Genomic DNA, 16,376 nt, shown 5'->3' on the forward strand with positions numbered 1-16,376 from the left:
AAAACAAATGTAACAACTATTTATTTAGTAACAACCTGTACGGTTCCTTGAGCTAACTGCTTAAGTAAAACTGTTTTATCTTTTTCAAGCTCTTTTACAACAACGTCATTATAATGTCTAATCGTATAAAGACTTACATTATTATGACAAACAACCTTAAATTTAGCCTTTAAATGTTGTAGCAGTTTTTCTAAATTATCATATAAATTATCAATACAAACAGAAAAGCTAATCGCAGAATTCTGAATTACATCAACCTTCATTTTATACAAGTGTAATAAACTAAATATTTCACTGATATTTTCTTCCATAATGTATGAAAAATCTAAGGACGACAGAGAAATTAACGTCTGATTTTTCTTTACAATAAAACACGGAATCTCTGGCACTAAGGCTTTCCCTTTACTTACGCAAGTGCCATCACCTTCAGGATTTAAAAACGATTTTACATACAACGGAATTTCTTTTCTCTGTAAAGGTTGAAGCGTTTTTGGGTGAATTACTGAAGCTCCGTAAAAAGCCAACTCAATAGCTTCTCTATAGGATATTTGATGTAATAATTGTGCATTTTCAAAATAGCGAGGATCTGCATTTAAAACACCAGGAACATCTTTCCAAATGGTTACACTATTCGCGTTTAAACAATAAGCAAAAATCGCTGCCGTATAATCACTTCCTTCGCGTCCTAAAGTCGTGGTAAAATTATTGGCATCACTACCTAAAAATCCTTGAGTAATATTTAAAATATTAGGATTTAAGTGCGCTGAAATATTCTCTTGTGTTTTTTCCCAATTTACATTAGAGCGTCTATAATAACTGTCTGTTTTTATGAATTCTCTCACATCCACCCAATTATTTTTTAGGCCTATTTCATTTAGATAATGACTAATAATTGTGGTCGAAATTAATTCACCATAACCAATTACTTGATCGTACACATAATTATAATTTGGAGATTTATTGCTTTTAAAAAAGGCATTTAATTCGTCAAAAAGGGTCTTTACATCTGTAAATACTTGGTGACGCTTATTCTCAAATAAATCTACTAAAATATCATCGTGGCATTTAACAACCTCGTGAATTGAACTTGGTAATTCGGGTTTGTTTTCAAAATAATTCTTGATAACTAACTCCATTCTATTAGTTGTTTTTCCCATTGCAGAAACCACAACTAACGTGTTGTCAAAACCAGTAGTTTTTAAAACTTTTGCTAAATTTTTTACACCATTTGCATCTTTTACTGATGCACCACCAAACTTAAATATGCGCATTATAATTGGGTTAAATAATTCTTAATTCCTTTTTCGTCTAGATGTACAACATTCCAATCGCGTTTCACATCTGCGCCTTTACTTTCGTAGAACGTTATAGCTGGTTCGTTCCAATCTAAAACCTCCCAACTTATTCGTTTTACTCCTAGCTCTTCACCATATTTCACAACGGTATCTAAAAGCAGAGATCCTATACCTTTGCCTCTACATTTTTCGCTAACAATAAGATCTTCTAAATGTAGTATTTCGCCTTTCCATGTCGAGTATCTTGGGTAAACCAAAGCAATACCTTCAATGGTATTTTCAATTTCAGATACAAAACAAATAAATTTTGGTTGGTCTCCAAAACCATCATTTTCTAAATCTGATTTTGAAATTTCTACCGCGTCTTCTTCTTTTTCAAACGTTGCCAGTTCTTGAATGAGTTCTAAAACTCTTGGCATATCTTCGATACGTGCTAATCTAGGTTGGTTCATTTTTACAAATTAAAAAATCAAAGGTAACTAAACTCACATTACAAAATAATTTTTTTAAAGTACGAAAACGTTATAGTTTGTTAAAAAGTACGATATTTGTGTGCTACTAAACAATATATTACTTCATGTCAAAAAGAAAACAAACCTTAGGTGAATTTATAATTGAAAATCAAACCTCCTTTAAATACACTTCTGGGGAGCTTTCTCGGCTTCTTAACTCTATTCGTTTAGCGGCAAAGGTGGTTAATCACGAAGTTAATAAAGCTGGTTTGGTAGATATCATTGGTAATGCTGGTGATACTAATATTCAAGGTGAAGATCAGCAAAAGCTCGATGTTTATGCCAATGAAAAATTTATACAAACACTAACAAAAAGAAACATAGTTTGTGGTATTGCTAGCGAAGAAGAAGATGATTTCATTGCTATTAATAGCCAAGATGAGAATAATCAAAATAAATATGTCGTTTTAATTGATCCGCTTGATGGATCGTCTAATATTGATGTAAATGTATCTGTAGGAACTATATTTTCTATATATAGACGCGTTACTCCATTAGGAACACCTGTAACTTTAGACGATTTTTTACAAAAAGGTAGTGCACAAGTCGCTGCTGGTTATGTGGTTTATGGTACGTCTACCATGTTAGTTTATACTACAGGACATGGTGTTAATGGGTTTACTCTTAATCCTGCTATTGGGTCGTATTATTTATCGCATCCAAATATGGAATTCCCTGAAGATGGTCATATTTATTCTGTAAATGAAGGTTATTATTCAGATTTCCCTGTGGGAATTAAAAAGTATATAAAGTACTGCCAAGAAGATGGTGAAGACAGACCGTACACAAGTAGATATATTGGATCTTTAGTTTCTGACTTTCATAGAAACATGATTAAAGGTGGTATTTATATGTATCCTAAAAGCTCTAAAAATCCTAATGGTAAACTACGTTTACTTTATGAGTGTAACCCTATGGCATTTATTGCAGAACAAGCCAAAGGAAAGGCCAGTGATGGGTTTGCAAGAATAATGGACATTCAACCTACAGCACTACACGAGCGTGTATCTTTTATTTGTGGTAGTAAAAATATGGTAGAAAAAGCAGAAGAGTTTATGCGCAATGCGGAATAAAAAACTTACGTTTTAAAACTAAAAAGCGACTATACTTTAACCACTTAGAGTTAAATTATAGTCGCTTTTTTCTTTCTAATTGAACTGTTTTATTCGTTCATAGATTTTATACCGTCCTTAAAATCATCGAGATCAACCTTATCGTAAGCTAATGCTAATGCTTTATCGGCAATATATTTAACATTTTTAGAGTGAAACCCTATTCCTACACAAAGTTTCTCCAATAACCAATGCTGATTAGGCCCTTCAATATCATCAGCCCAAACCATTCGTGCTAAATCATACAAACGTTCTAAACGTTGATCGTAAGAATGCGGAGCATTTATAGGATGCGTATTATAATCTTCTAAAATTTTCTTATAATCGAGATCTGAAATACTTAAACGTGTTGCTAAACGATCTAAGAAAGCTCTCTCTTTATCTGTAATTACACCATCACTCATAGCAACCCTTACAATTGAAGCAAAATGATCTTCATTACGTTTTTTAAATCCGCTATCGAATAAATCTGAAAATGACATATATCTATTTTATTTAAAATCTAATTATTAATTCTTAACAAATATATACTCTTTAATAGAATTTATCAGCACGCAACACTTCAAAAATTTTATATGTTTTCAGACGCTTCTTCTTTTTGAGGGATAAAAAACACAAAATTTAGAGACACTTTAAGAACCGCTTCGTTAGTGCATAAATATTATTTGATTTTATTTTTGAAGAAACAAATAAATAAAATCATGTATTTTTACATCTTCAAACAAAAGAAACTTGAGTAAAGTATCTATTGCCCAAACATTCGCACAGACTTTGCAACTGCAAAATCTGCAAACTACTATTGCCCAAAACCAAGCAAAAGTACATTTAAAAGGTCTTGTTGGTTCATCGTTATCTATCACAATTTCCGAAGCTTTTAAAACAGCCGAGCAACCATTTTTATTGATTTTTGATGATAAAGAAGAAGCTGCTTTTTACCTTAACGATTTAGAACAACTCATCAATACTAAAGATGTGTTATTCTATCCAGGAAGTTATCGCAGACCTTACCAAATTGAAGAAACCAACAATGCTAATGTCCTTTTACGTGCCGAAGTTTTAAATCGGATTAATTCCCGTAAAAAACCGTGTATAATTGTTACGTATCCTGATGCACTTTTTGAAAAAGTAGTTACTAAAAAGGAACTTGAAAAGAACACTTTAAAAATTTCCGTTGGAAACGATTTAAGTATCGATTTTGTAAACGAAGTTTTGTTTGAATACAAATTTAAACGTGTCGATTTTGTTACAGAACCAGGTGATTTCTCAGTTAGAGGAGGTATCGTAGATGTGTTTTCATTTTCACATGATGAGCCTTACCGAATAGAGTTTTTTGGAGACGAAGTTGATAGCATAAGAACCTTTGACGTAGAAACACAACTGTCTACAGAGCGCATAAAAAAAGTCAGCATCATTCCAAATGTGGCTAATAAATTAATTGCTGAACAACGTGAAAGTTTTCTAAAATACATTTCTAATAAAACGATTATTTTTTCTAAAAATGCATCACTTACATTTTCTAGAATTGATGATTTTTTCAATAAAGCTGAAGACACTTTTAATAGTTTATCTAGTGATGTAAAGCATGCAGAACCAAAAGAATTATTCTGTAATTCAGAAGTCTTAAAACGACAGTTTTTAGATTATGCTTTAGTAGAATTTGGATCTGAAGCCTTTTTCGCCGAACAACTTATTGCATTTTACACAAAGCCACAACCCGCTTTTAATAAGCAGTTTAATCTGTTAATTGAAAACTTAAATGATAACCACAGCAACGGAATAACAAATTATATTGCTTGTGTAAGTGAGCAACAAGCAAAACGGTTTCATGATATTTTTGATGACGCAGAACAAACGGTACATTATAAAACTATTGTGTTGTCTTTATATCAAGGTTTTATAGACACTGAACACAACTTAGCTGTTTACACAGACCATCAAATATTTGATCGTTACCATAAATTCCATCTTAAGAATGGCTACGCAAAAAAGCAAGCCATCACCTTAAAAGAATTAACCAATCTCGAGATTGGAGATTATGTCACGCACATCGATCATGGTATTGGAAAGTTTGGAGGGCTTCAAAAAATTGATGTTGAAGGTAAAAAACAAGAAGCGATAAAACTGGTTTATGGTGAACGCGATATTTTATACCTCAGCATTCACTCTTTGCATAAAATTACCAAGTTTAATGGTAAAGATGGTAAACCACCAACAGTGTATAAACTGGGCAGCAAAGCTTGGAAAACCTTAAAACAAAAAACCAAATCTAAGGTTAAGGAAATTGCCTTCAACCTTATAAAACTTTATGCTAAGCGAAAGTTGAAAAAAGGATTTCAGTATGCTCCAGACAGTCACATGCAGTTAGAGCTTGAAGCGTCTTTTATTTATGAAGATACACCAGATCAAATTTCATCCACTGCAGACATAAAAGCAGATATGGAAAGTGAGCGACCAATGGATCGTCTTATTTGTGGAGATGTTGGTTTTGGTAAAACTGAAGTTGCCATAAGAGCCGCTTTTAAAGCTGTTGATAATGGAAAACAAGTTGCTGTTTTAGTACCAACCACCATTTTGGCGTATCAACACTCCCGAACATTTAAAGAACGTTTGAAGGATTTTCCCGTGACTGTAGATTATGTCAATCGTTTTAGAACAGCCAAAGAAAAACGTGAAACTTTAGAAGGCTTAGAAAAAGGAAGCGTAGATATTATAATTGGTACACATCAGTTGGCTAATAAAAACGTTAAGTTCAAAGATTTAGGCTTGCTGATTGTTGATGAAGAACAAAAATTCGGTGTTGCTGTAAAAGAGAAATTAAAGACCATAAAGGAAAATGTTGATGTATTAACGTTAACGGCAACTCCAATCCCAAGAACACTTCAGTTTAGTCTAATGGCGGCACGAGATTTATCAGTTATTAATACCGCTCCGCCAAATCGATATCCAATTGAAAGCCATGTGATTCGTTTTGGTGAGGAAACCATTAGAGATGCCGTGAGTTATGAAATTCAACGTGGTGGCCAAGTGTTTTTTATTCATAATAGAATTGAAAACATTAAGGAAGTTGCTGGTATGATTCAACGTTTAGTGCCAGATGCTAAAATCGGAATTGGTCATGGACAGATGGATGGTAAAAAACTCGAAAGTTTAATGCTGGCTTTTATGAATGGTGAGTTTGATGTTTTGGTCAGTACAACCATTATAGAAAGTGGCTTAGACGTGCCAAATGCCAATACTATTTTTATTAATAATGCTAATAATTTTGGATTGAGTGATTTGCACCAAATGCGTGGACGTGTTGGTCGTAGTAACAAAAAAGCCTTTTGTTATTTTATTACACCAGAATATTCTGCCATGACGACTGATGCCAGAAAACGAATTTCGGCATTAGAGCAATTTACAGAATTAGGTAGCGGATTTAATATTGCCATGAAGGATTTAGAAATCAGAGGTGCTGGTGATTTATTGGGTGGCGAACAAAGCGGATTTATTAATGATATTGGGTTTGATACTTATCAGAAAATCTTAAATGAAGCTATTGACGAATTAAAAGAAACCGAATTTTCAGATTTATATAAAGATGATGGTAAACCGAAACAATATGTTAAGGACATGACCATTGATACGGATTTCGAATTGTTATTTCCAGACGATTATATCAATAACATTACCGAGCGTTTAAATCTTTATACCAAATTAAACGCCATTAAAACTGAAGAAGAACTCGCTACATTCGAAACTGAAATTATTGACCGTTTTGGTGAATTACCAACACAAGTTTCAGACTTATTAGATAGTGTGCGTCTCAAATGGATTGCGACTAAAATGGGCATAGAAAAACTGATTATGAAACAAGGTAAAATGATTGGTTATTTTGTGCAAGATCAACAAAGTGGATTTTACCAAAGTGATGCATTTACCAAAGTGTTACAATTTGTACAAATGAATGCTGGTAAATGTAAAATGAAAGAAAAACAAACCCGAAAAGGGCTGCGCTTATTGCTATCTTTCGAGAATATTAAATCTACCAAACAAGCATTAACCGCATTATCTAAGATAAATGAATGAAAAAAGTCATTTAAACCACCTCTTTCTGCTCATAGTCGCAACGATATGTCTTAGTACTTCTGGACCTTTGGGAAAGTTTATAGATTTACCAACACCTATAATTATTTGGTGGCGCTCAATTTTGGCTGCAGTACTTTTATTCGTTTTTTGTATTTATAAAGGCATTGATTTAAAGGTTAAAAACAAAAAAGACCGCCTCACTTTTTTTATCGCAGCACTTTTAATGGGAGGCCATTGGATCACTTATTTCTATGCCTTAAAGCTTTCAAATGTCGCTATTGGAATGATTTCATTATTTACATTCCCAATTATAATTGCACTTTTAGAACCTTTCTTTTCAAAAACAAAGTTAGATCCTATTCATATTGTTTTGGGTATAATGGTACTTCTTGGTATTTATATTTTAGCTCCAGAGTTTAGTTTAGAAAGTAGTCAGTTACAAGGTGTTCTTTTTGGTGTGCTTTCGGCTATATGTTATGCCTTAAGAATTCTAATATTAAAAGGTCATATAAATAAATATAATGGCACTATGCTAATGTTTTACCAAGTGCTTATTCTAACTGTTGTCTTAGCTCCTGTTTTATATGTTATGGACAGCTCTAATATTACAACCCAATATCCATATGTTCTTTTACTAGCCATCGTAACTACCGCTATTGGTCATACGATGTTTGTAAATAGTTTAAAGTACTTTAAAGCCAGTACAGCAAGTATTATTGGTAGTACACAGCCAATTTTTGGAATTATTATTGCGTTCATTTTTTTAAATGAGCTACCTTCAACAAATACTTTTATTGGTGGTGGTTTAGTATTAGCAACCGTAATTATTGAAAGTGTAAGGTCTAAATCTAAATGATGGCCTATTTTTTGTTACTAATAAAAAAACAAAGACTTATGAAAAAATTCATCCTACTAGTATTTGTTTTCAGCATTATGAACGTGTTTGCACAAGAAAAGTTGGAAATAAAGATTGACAATCCACAACCTAGAGTTGGGCAAAAAATAATATTATCAATTGAGGACAAGTTTTTAGACGACTATATACAAGGCGAAATAGATGACCAAATTGAATTCACTGGTTCTCAGTCAATATATGGATTTCATTCTAGTGGAATAAATAGAGTTATAATTTTTAACAAAGCAAAAACGTACAAAATTGGACCATTAAATTTTGAATTAAATGGTAAAAAATATACAACAAACGTTATTGAAGTAGATGTTCTTAAGGAATTACCAATAGAGGAAGGTTTATGGTTAAGACAAACAGAATTTGAAGGTGAACAGTATCTTATACTCGAACAAATGATAGTCAATGAATCTAATAAAACAGAAGATGAGAATGGCGGTATTTCTGAAACCATTGGAGGAGTAAAACCAGATCATATTGAGTATGCTGAGCTCAATGAAGACATAAGCGATGGTATTGTTTTGAGTAATTATAGCTCAGCTTCACATACTATAAGTTCAAATAAGACTAATTTTCTTGATGTTGGTTTATCCTATTCAATAAAAAAATATAAAATCACTTATGATGAGAATTATAATGGATCATATAGTATATCTAAAAAAGATATCACCAACTTACCAGAAGTATCCGATTTAGGTAATATTCAATTAAAACAAAACTAAGCTCAACAGGATAAATCACAATTTTGATATTAAAAAAGCATATAAATAATATGAAAAAATTACTAATTCTATTTTTGTCTTTACCTATACTAATAAATGCCCAAAGCGTAAAAGGCACCTTTTCTCCTGCAGAAGATTTTACTTATGCATTTTTATATAAAGCAACACCAGAAAGCGCTCATTATGTTAACCGAGGACAATTAGATAGTTTAGGAAGTTTTGAAATTCCGTTAGATGAATCCGTTACTCCTGGTATCTATAAAATTGTATATGCCACTCCACCAGAGGAAAATAATTTCGATTTTATTTACGACGGAAAAGAAACAGTAGCCTTTGATTTTAGCTTTGAAAAAGGTATAGAATTCACACAATCTGAAGAAAATAAACTTTGGGCATCTTACCTAAAAAGTATTGATATGGTGAACCAAACCATTAGTAATTATTACTCTAAAGAAAATAATGACAAGAAAGGTTTTACAGCTATTTTCAAAACCTTAAAAGACACACAAACGGCTTATGAAGAGTTAGCTAAGGACAAGCTAGTTTTTAGTTTTATTAAAGCCAATAGACCTTATATTCCAACACAATATGAAGACATTAGTACGTATTCAAATAACCTTAAACAGCATTATTTAAGTCAGGTAAATTTTAGTGATAATCTGTTACAAAGTTCATCTTACCTAGTAGATCGCGTTTCTGCGTATGTTTTTAATATGGTTGCCAATCCTAGTGAAGACACCTACAAACAGCATATTGATGATGTTGCAGCTGCCATTAGCAATGACGATTTACGAATTAAAACAAGTCTCTTAGAAACACTATGGCATCGTTTTGTAACGGTAGAAAATTATAATATAGCCAATTATATTACTGACAGTCATTTATTAGAGTTAGCAAAAGCCTCAAACAATAAGGTATTGGAAAACATGTTGACTTCTTTTAAAAACACCTCAATTGGATCTAAAGCACCAAATTTTGAAATCAACTTAAAAGATGACCAAAAAACAAGCTTACACCAATTAGAAGGTGCAGAAAACTACTTGCTTATCTTTTGGAGTAGTAGCTGTAGTCATTGTCTAAGTGAATTGCCAAAAGTGAAAGCTATGGTAGCAAATAAACCCAACCTAAAAGTTGTTGCTTTCGGCTTAGAAGACAACACGAGAAATTGGGAAAAAGAAAAAGAAAACTATCCTGATTTTATTCACCAAATAGGCTTAGAAAAATGGGAAAACCCTATTGTGGAAACCTACGGTATTTCAGCTACACCAATGTATTTTTTATTGAATTCTGATAAAATCTTTACATCGAAACCTCAAGGTTTTGAAGAGTTAGAAGTTTTATTGAAGGATTTGTAATCTCCGCATGTATAGCGTTGAAGAAGTAAGAGAAAACTACAAACGTTTTCCTGATGCGAAAATTGAAAAAATCGCAAGAAACGAATCTAAAGGTCTACGAAAAGAGATTCTTACAGTCCTAAAAGATGAAATTATAAGACGACAATTAAACCGAAGTCTTATTAGTTGGGTAGACTCAGAAACGCAATCCTTTACTGGTTTAGAGCGACAAAGTCTTATTCGTAAAATCCAAAATCAGCGGTGTGTAAAATGTTCAGAAAAACGTAAACTTTATGGTTTTGAAACGCATACTGTGAAATCTTTTCTAATTGGAATGAGTACCTCTAGAAATGAACAGATTCTTTGTAAACCTTGTGGAAAACAAGAAAAACTAAATGCAATTGTAATGACTTTCTTTGCTGGCTGGTGGTCTGCCAAAGGGTTTCTATTAACTCCTTTTACTATTTTTAAAGATGTAATCAACTTCTTATTTATTGAAAAAATCAGTGATCGCATTCTTAATGGTTTTGTCGATGATGTAACGGGTTCTTTTCGACGTTACGGCACCGACGATAACGTAATTTATAGACTTATAAAATGGAAAAATAAGTCGGATGATAATTAACGCTAAAAAGAAAAACGCTCAGTAAAACAAGTGTTTTATCTGAGCGTTTTGAAACTAAATAACCAACCAAAATTTAGTTTCATTTGTATAATTGTTTTACTTAAATGTTTCGTGTATTCGTCCTTGTATTTTCTACTTTCTTAGTTTTTTGCTTACGCTTTTTAGATCTATCAACTTCGGCAGTAGACTTTCCTTCTTCATTCGTACTTCTGTAATACTGTATATATCCATGGCCTGTAAATTCATACACTGTTCCAGAGTTCGCATGGTACAACTCTATTGTACTATCATTAATAACGTTTAATTCGAAGTATTCATTGTCAAAGAAATCATAATCTAATGTTAATGTTTTTGAGTAGTTATTTCCAGAGACATCTCCAATACCATAATCGCCAGTATAATCCCAATAAATGTTATTTGTATTGTACACATTTTGATCCTGAGAGCTTCTAAACGTGGCATCATTTCCACCAGATAAGAATTGTAAATAATTTTCATTATCAAAATCGTTTAAAGCTCCGTAATTACTAGTATATGTTTTTCCCCAAGCTTCATATTCTTGTAAAAAATAATGAATGTTATCATAGAAGATATAATCATAATCAAAGTTAGATTTCTGGTAACCATCTAAGAAATAAGACGTGTCATTATACGGATTGTATAATTCAATGGTATTATTATCTACTTGGTACACATCAAAACTATCAAAACCATCGATAATGTGATTGACATCCAAAATCATATCATAAGCATCGTAATAACCTATTTCAACGCCATAACCATTACCCTGATTTCCAAAGCCAACCAAGTTATTATTCGCATATAAACGACCATTATTAAAAGACACGGTAAACGCAATCTGCAAAAATGGGGTTTCTCCATAACCTTGGGTAGAATTGATATCAACATACCATAAATCATAAGAATTCAACAACTGATTTAACGAAATTGTTGGTTCCTCTATATAATGTGTTTCCTCTACATAACAAGAGGTAAATAATGTTGCAATAAATGCAAATCCTAATAGTAGTTTTATAGTCTTCATAATCTAACGGTTTTAAGGTTATATTATGAATAGTTTCAAAACGTGTGCCAAAAATATTTTTCACTTTTTTTCTCGCAAAGATGCAAAGGCGTAAAGTTGCACATATTAATCTTTGCGGCTTCTCGCCTTTGCGAAGTTCTTAAGGGTTTTAAGCTTCACTTAACATTAGTCTATCATTAAAAGTTTCCTTATTTTTGATTTAGTAAATAGACATAATCACTATGAGTAATACTACAAAATATGCTGTTTTTGGCGCAGGAAGTTGGGCCACTGCCATTGTTAAAATGCTATCCGAAAATTTAGATGAAATTGGTTGGTACATGCGTAGCGTTTATACCAAAGAGCACCTTTTAAAAGAACAACATAATCCGAGTTATTTAAGTTCGGTTGAATTTAAAACAGAACAATTAAAACTCAGTAACGATATTAATGAAATTGCAGATTGGGCAGATGTACTCATTTTTGTTATTCCCTCTGCTTTTATACATGGTGAACTACAAAAACTTACTACAGACATTAGTGAAAAAACTATCGTGTCTGCAGTAAAAGGTATTATGCCAGAAACCGGAAAATTAGTAGGTGAGCATTTTCACGATGAATACAACATTCCATTCGGAAACATCGCTGCTATTGCTGGTCCATGCCATGCAGAAGAAGTTGCTTTAGAGCGTTTATCGTATCTTACTATTGCATGCGACGATTCTAAAAAAGCTCAGGCTATTGCAGATAGCTTATCTAGCGATTATATAAAAACAAAAATTAGCGATGACATTATTGGTGTAGAATATGCTGTAATGCTGAAAAATATTTATGCTATTGCTGCCGGAATAGCTCATGGTTTAGGTTATGGCGATAATTTTCAAAGTGTCTTAATGAGTAATGGGATTAGAGAAATGAAACGCTTTATCAAAAAGATGCATAAGATGAAGCGAAACATTAATAATTCGGCTTATTTGGGTGATTTATTAGTAACTGGTTATTCCATTTTTTCTCGAAACCGTATGTTTGGAAACATGATTGGTAAAGGCTACACCGTAAAATCTGCACAGATGGAAATGAATATGGTGGCTGAAGGCTATTATGCTACTAAAAGCGCGTATTTACTAAACGAAAAGAATAATAAAAAGACAAAACTTCCTATAATTAATGCTGTTTACGAAATTTTGTATGAGAATAAGAATCCTAAAAAGGTGTTTACTAAATTGACGGACAAGTTGGATTGATTATGGCCATTAGCTAAAAGCATTCGCTTATAATTAGACACTATTTTACCAAAATACCACGCAACTGCATCAATGGAACGGTCTGCAAAGCTTTTTCGTTTATTGTGTTTTTTCTAAACAAGTATGTTTTATCAAACATTTGGTTGCCTTCAAAAAACGTGATTTTAAACTCGTTATTGAGTTCTAATACTTTTTCCTGTAAGTATTCAATTTTTGCGTAACTTCTTGCTGGTAGTTTTGCAATAGTGTGTCGCATTACTGGTGTAAGTTTCTTGTCATTATAACCTCTAGAAACAATTAGAACGGTTTCTAAATCTTGGTCACTGTTGTTAATGATATAGGCGTTCCAGTCTAGAGTTTTGTATTCTATATGTTGTTCTTGCACTACAGCAACGTGTACGTCTTTTACTTCTGGTATATTAATGTCTTTCTTCATTTAATATTGTCATTTCGAGCTTGCCGAGAAATCTCAAATTTTATCATTAAGAAAATTCCAATTCGGATTTTGAAGGTTAATTAAGAATTCTTTTTCGCTCTATTCCACTTTTTAAGTTGTTTTTCTCTATTAATTGCTGTTTCTACATCTGTGAAATGTTCATAATAGATAAGATATTTGCATTTATATTTATGAGAGAAAGATTTGGAATGTGCTTCAGGATTATTGTGGTAGTATAGTCTATCAACTAAATTATTGGTAACGCTAAAGTACGGTTTTGTTTTTATTGGTTATTATATAGACGAAATAGTTATGATCAGCATTTATCTTTGACATATTTTTTAAAATCTATGAGATTTCTCGGCAAGCTCGAAATGACAAAACAATTACAATGCACTCTTAAACTGCTCTAAAAACCTCACATCATTCTCACTCAATAACCTAATATCACCAATCTGGTTTAATAACATTGCAATACGGTCTATTCCCATACCAAAAGCAAAACCTGAATATTCTTTAGAATCGATTCCGCAATTCTCCAATACATTTGGATCTACCATTCCGCAACCCATTATTTCTAACCAACCTGTTCCTTTGGTTATTTTGTAATCGGTTTCGGTTTCTAATCCCCAATATACATCGACCTCAGCACTTGGTTCAGTAAACGGAAAGTATGAAGGGCGCAATCTAATCTTAGATTTCCCAAACATTTCGGTTGTAAAATATTGAAGTGTTTGTTTTAAATCGGCAAAACTCACATCTTTATCAATATACAAGCCTTCTACTTGGTGGAAAAAACAATGTGAACGAGCAGAAATCGCCTCATTTCTATATACGCGACCTGGTGAAATTGTACGAATTGGTGGTTGGTTATTCTCCATATAACGCACTTGTACAGAACTGGTATGCGTACGTAATAAAATATCTGGATCAGTTTGAATAAAGAACGTATCCTGCATATCTCTTGCCGGATGGTATTCTGGCAAATTCAACGCTGTAAAGTTATGCCAATCATCCTCAATTTCTGGACCTTCGCTAACGTTAAAACCAATACGTGAAAAGATATCGATAATCTCATTTTTAACAATAGATATCGGATGACGCGCACCAATAGCAATCGGTTCGCCTGGACGCGATAAATCACCATAGATACCTTTTTCTTCTTCCTGATTTTCTAAAGCTTCTTTTAAATCATTTACTTTAGTTTCGGCTGTGTTTTTAAGCTCATTAATTATTTGTCCGAATTCTCTTTTCTGATCGTTCGCTACATTTTTTAATTCGCCATAAAACGCTTTTAAATGCCCTTTTGAACCTAAATATTTAATTCTAAAGGCTTCAACCTCTTCTTTTGATTGTGCTTTAAAAGCTTCTGCTTCTGCTATAAGTTCTTTTATCTTGTCTATCATGGTTTCTAAAAGTAGAGGGCAAATTTAATGATTTTATACAAAAAAAACGCCTCCAATATGAAGGCGTTTTTATCTATTTTATAAAAACTGATTATTGTTTGATAAAAACGTCTTTAAACGTCATGTCATCTGAGGTATCATCAGGTGTTTCATTATCGTAAAAATCTTCAAAATAAAACGTATTGTTTTCAAAAATTATTTCTTTTGTAGCAACATCATTTTCAATATATTGCGTATAAAATCCATCTCCATCATTTGACCATGTTGATGAAATAGATTCATCTAATAAGCAATTACCATCCATATCTTCATCAAAATAGATATACTCAAATGTTCCATCTGAATTAAAAATTAAAGTTTCTTCTTTTTCACAATCAGTAACAGTTTGTTCAACTCCATTTTCGAAATATTTATGATATTTCCATGTTCCAACGATAGGATCTATTGAAGCATCATCATCGTTATTACTGCTACATGAAGCAAATACAAGTGCAAAAACACTTAATAGTAAAAATACTTTTTTCATAGTTAACTCTATTTTTTTAATTAACATTTTTAATACAACTCAAAGTAATTAGTTTAGGTAATGTAATCCGATTCAACAAAATAATTAACAATCGCCTCTTTCATCAGTACACTTTGCTCACCAGCTTTTAGATGTGGTAACTGCGCTAGTACTTTGTAGTGTGGCCAACCCTCTTCATCTACATAGTCAAATTCATAAAATCCATAAGGTTCTAACACCTTACAAATTGCAATATGCATTAAATCTAATTTGTGGTCTTTTTTATATTCGCGATGTAACTGACCTAGCTCTTGTACACCGATAAGGTATATTATAGAATCGAGATCTAATTGGTCGCCATCTGCAAATTGGTTAGAGAGTTTTTCTACTACCAAGTCCCATCGTTCTTTTAATTGTTCGTCTCTTGCCATGCTCACTTCCCATATTATCGGGAATCTCTTTAAATATTATACTTCTTTTAATTCGTTTAAAGTTTCAAATTCGAGTTCGAGTTCGAGTTCGAGTTCGAGTTCGAGTTCGAGTTCGAGTTCTTTAAAGTCATCAAAGTTAATAAACTAAAGCCTTATGATTTCCGTTATTATATTAAAATGGTAAAATTCATGTACTTTTGTTTAAACCGCTAGTTGTATGAGTATTATTGACATTATTTTAGCTGCCCTTTTATTGTTTGGATTTATACGTGGCTTATTCAAAGGATTGTTTGTAGAGGTCGCGTCGTTATTAGCTTTAGTGTTAGGGGTTTGGGGAGCCATTCACTTTAGTGGATTTGCTGCTGGCATTTTAGAACCAAATGTTGATTGGAACGAAAAAACCATGAATATCGTAGCCTTTGCCATCACTTTTGTAGTGATTGTTTTAGCCATTGGCTTAGCTGGTAAAGCCTTAACCAAACTCGCTAATTTCGCAGCTTTAGGTATTGTTAATAAACTAGCAGGTGGTGTTTTTGGTGCCCTTAAAATTGGAATGATTCTGAGTGTACTACTAGGTGTTTTTCATAAAATGAATAATACGCTTCCATTTATGGAACAAGAAGATATAGAAAATAGTATGCTGTACGACCCTGTAAAGGCTTTAGCTCCCATAATTTTTCCTTCAATTATAAAAAGTGAGTCTGAAGAAAACCTTGAAGAAGTAGATGAAGAAGCATAAAAAAAGCCACGCTTTC

The 16,376-nt window shown here is 32.5% G+C and carries 17 protein-coding genes; 8 read left to right on the forward strand and 9 right to left on the reverse strand.

The features are described from left to right. Positions 1–20: 20 nt before the first annotated feature. Together ITJ86_RS15080 and ITJ86_RS15085 are read right to left on the reverse strand one after the other, a co-directional pair. Complete coding sequence (locus ITJ86_RS15080) at positions 21–1,271, reverse strand: aspartate kinase (RefSeq protein ID WP_195872488.1); 1,251 nt, start codon at positions 1,269–1,271, stop codon at positions 21–23. Then, on the reverse strand, positions 1,271–1,747 hold the full coding sequence (locus ITJ86_RS15085) for a GNAT family N-acetyltransferase (RefSeq protein ID WP_195872489.1): 477 nt from the start codon (positions 1,745–1,747) through the stop codon (positions 1,271–1,273). Before ITJ86_RS15085 ends, ITJ86_RS15080 begins: the two co-directional genes overlap by 1 nt. A gap of 125 nt (positions 1,748–1,872) precedes the next feature. On the opposite strand from ITJ86_RS15085, the gene fbp reads away from it, so the two are divergent. Continuing rightward, positions 1,873–2,880, forward strand: a complete 1,008-nt coding sequence (gene fbp / locus ITJ86_RS15090; RefSeq protein ID WP_195872490.1) for a class 1 fructose-bisphosphatase — start codon at positions 1,873–1,875, stop codon at positions 2,878–2,880. Between the two features lie 89 nt (positions 2,881–2,969). Here the strand turns inward: fbp and ITJ86_RS15095 are convergent, their stop codons facing one another. Continuing rightward, entirely contained in the window at positions 2,970–3,401 is a 432-nt protein-coding gene (locus tag ITJ86_RS15095) for a tellurite resistance TerB family protein (RefSeq protein ID WP_195872491.1), read from the reverse strand. A gap of 250 nt (positions 3,402–3,651) precedes the next feature. On the opposite strand from ITJ86_RS15095, the gene mfd reads away from it, so the two are divergent. The 5 genes from mfd to ITJ86_RS15120 are packed head-to-tail and all read left to right on the forward strand — an operon-like array spanning position 3,652 to position 10,575. Further along, positions 3,652–6,987 carry a transcription-repair coupling factor gene (gene mfd, locus ITJ86_RS15100; RefSeq protein ID WP_195872492.1) on the forward strand — a complete coding sequence of 1,112 codons (3,336 nt, stop codon included), beginning with the start codon at positions 3,652–3,654 and terminating at the stop codon, positions 6,985–6,987. Beyond that, positions 6,980–7,843: a DMT family transporter gene (locus tag ITJ86_RS15105; RefSeq protein WP_195872493.1), complete on the forward strand. Its 864-nt coding sequence runs from the start codon at positions 6,980–6,982 to the stop codon at positions 7,841–7,843. Before mfd ends, ITJ86_RS15105 begins: the two co-directional genes overlap by 8 nt. 38 nt (positions 7,844–7,881) lie before the next feature. Continuing rightward, positions 7,882–8,616 carry a hypothetical protein gene (locus ITJ86_RS15110; RefSeq protein ID WP_195872494.1) on the forward strand — a complete coding sequence of 245 codons (735 nt, stop codon included), beginning with the start codon at positions 7,882–7,884 and terminating at the stop codon, positions 8,614–8,616. 50 nt (positions 8,617–8,666) lie between these two features. Continuing rightward, positions 8,667–9,971: a TlpA family protein disulfide reductase gene (locus ITJ86_RS15115; protein WP_195872495.1), complete on the forward strand. Its 1,305-nt coding sequence runs from the start codon at positions 8,667–8,669 to the stop codon at positions 9,969–9,971. A gap of 7 nt (positions 9,972–9,978) precedes the next feature. Further along, positions 9,979–10,575 carry a hypothetical protein gene (locus ITJ86_RS15120; protein ID WP_195872496.1) on the forward strand — a complete coding sequence of 199 codons (597 nt, stop codon included), beginning with the start codon at positions 9,979–9,981 and terminating at the stop codon, positions 10,573–10,575. Between the two features lie 100 nt (positions 10,576–10,675). Here ITJ86_RS15120 and ITJ86_RS15125 read toward each other — a convergent pair whose 3' ends face one another. Next, positions 10,676–11,620: a nicotinic acid mononucleotide adenyltransferase gene (locus tag ITJ86_RS15125; RefSeq protein WP_195872497.1), complete on the reverse strand. Its 945-nt coding sequence runs from the start codon at positions 11,618–11,620 to the stop codon at positions 10,676–10,678. Positions 11,621–11,841: 221 nt separating this feature from the next. Between ITJ86_RS15125 and ITJ86_RS15130 the strand changes: the two genes are divergently transcribed. After that, a complete protein-coding gene (locus ITJ86_RS15130) occupies positions 11,842–12,843 on the forward strand; it encodes an NAD(P)H-dependent glycerol-3-phosphate dehydrogenase (protein ID WP_195872498.1) in 1,002 nt (333 codons plus the stop codon). Between the two features lie 40 nt (positions 12,844–12,883). Here ITJ86_RS15130 and ITJ86_RS15135 read toward each other — a convergent pair whose 3' ends face one another. The 5 genes from ITJ86_RS15135 to ITJ86_RS15155 form a co-directional block, all read right to left on the reverse strand. After that, positions 12,884–13,279: a hypothetical protein gene (locus ITJ86_RS15135; RefSeq protein WP_195872499.1), complete on the reverse strand. Its 396-nt coding sequence runs from the start codon at positions 13,277–13,279 to the stop codon at positions 12,884–12,886. An 80-nt stretch (positions 13,280–13,359) separates the two neighbouring features. Continuing rightward, entirely contained in the window at positions 13,360–13,566 is a 207-nt protein-coding gene (locus ITJ86_RS15140; RefSeq protein ID WP_317190641.1) for a GIY-YIG nuclease family protein, read from the reverse strand. Positions 13,567–13,665: 99 nt separating this feature from the next. Continuing rightward, positions 13,666–14,685 carry a phenylalanine--tRNA ligase subunit alpha gene (gene pheS, locus ITJ86_RS15145; protein ID WP_195872500.1) on the reverse strand — a complete coding sequence of 340 codons (1,020 nt, stop codon included), beginning with the start codon at positions 14,683–14,685 and terminating at the stop codon, positions 13,666–13,668. Positions 14,686–14,776: 91 nt separating this feature from the next. Then, positions 14,777–15,211, reverse strand: coding sequence for a lipocalin-like domain-containing protein (locus tag ITJ86_RS15150; RefSeq protein ID WP_195872501.1), 435 nt, complete (start codon positions 15,209–15,211; stop codon positions 14,777–14,779). A gap of 53 nt (positions 15,212–15,264) precedes the next feature. Continuing rightward, complete coding sequence (locus tag ITJ86_RS15155) at positions 15,265–15,621, reverse strand: hypothetical protein (RefSeq protein ID WP_195872502.1); 357 nt, start codon at positions 15,619–15,621, stop codon at positions 15,265–15,267. A gap of 217 nt (positions 15,622–15,838) precedes the next feature. Between ITJ86_RS15155 and ITJ86_RS15160 the strand changes: the two genes are divergently transcribed. Continuing rightward, positions 15,839–16,360, forward strand: coding sequence for a CvpA family protein (locus ITJ86_RS15160; protein WP_195872503.1), 522 nt, complete (start codon positions 15,839–15,841; stop codon positions 16,358–16,360). Positions 16,361–16,376: the final 16 nt, after the last annotated feature.

It is taken from the genome of Winogradskyella marina (genome assembly GCF_015645385.1).
GTDB classification, from domain to species: Bacteria; Bacteroidota; Bacteroidia; order Flavobacteriales; family Flavobacteriaceae; genus Winogradskyella; species Winogradskyella marina.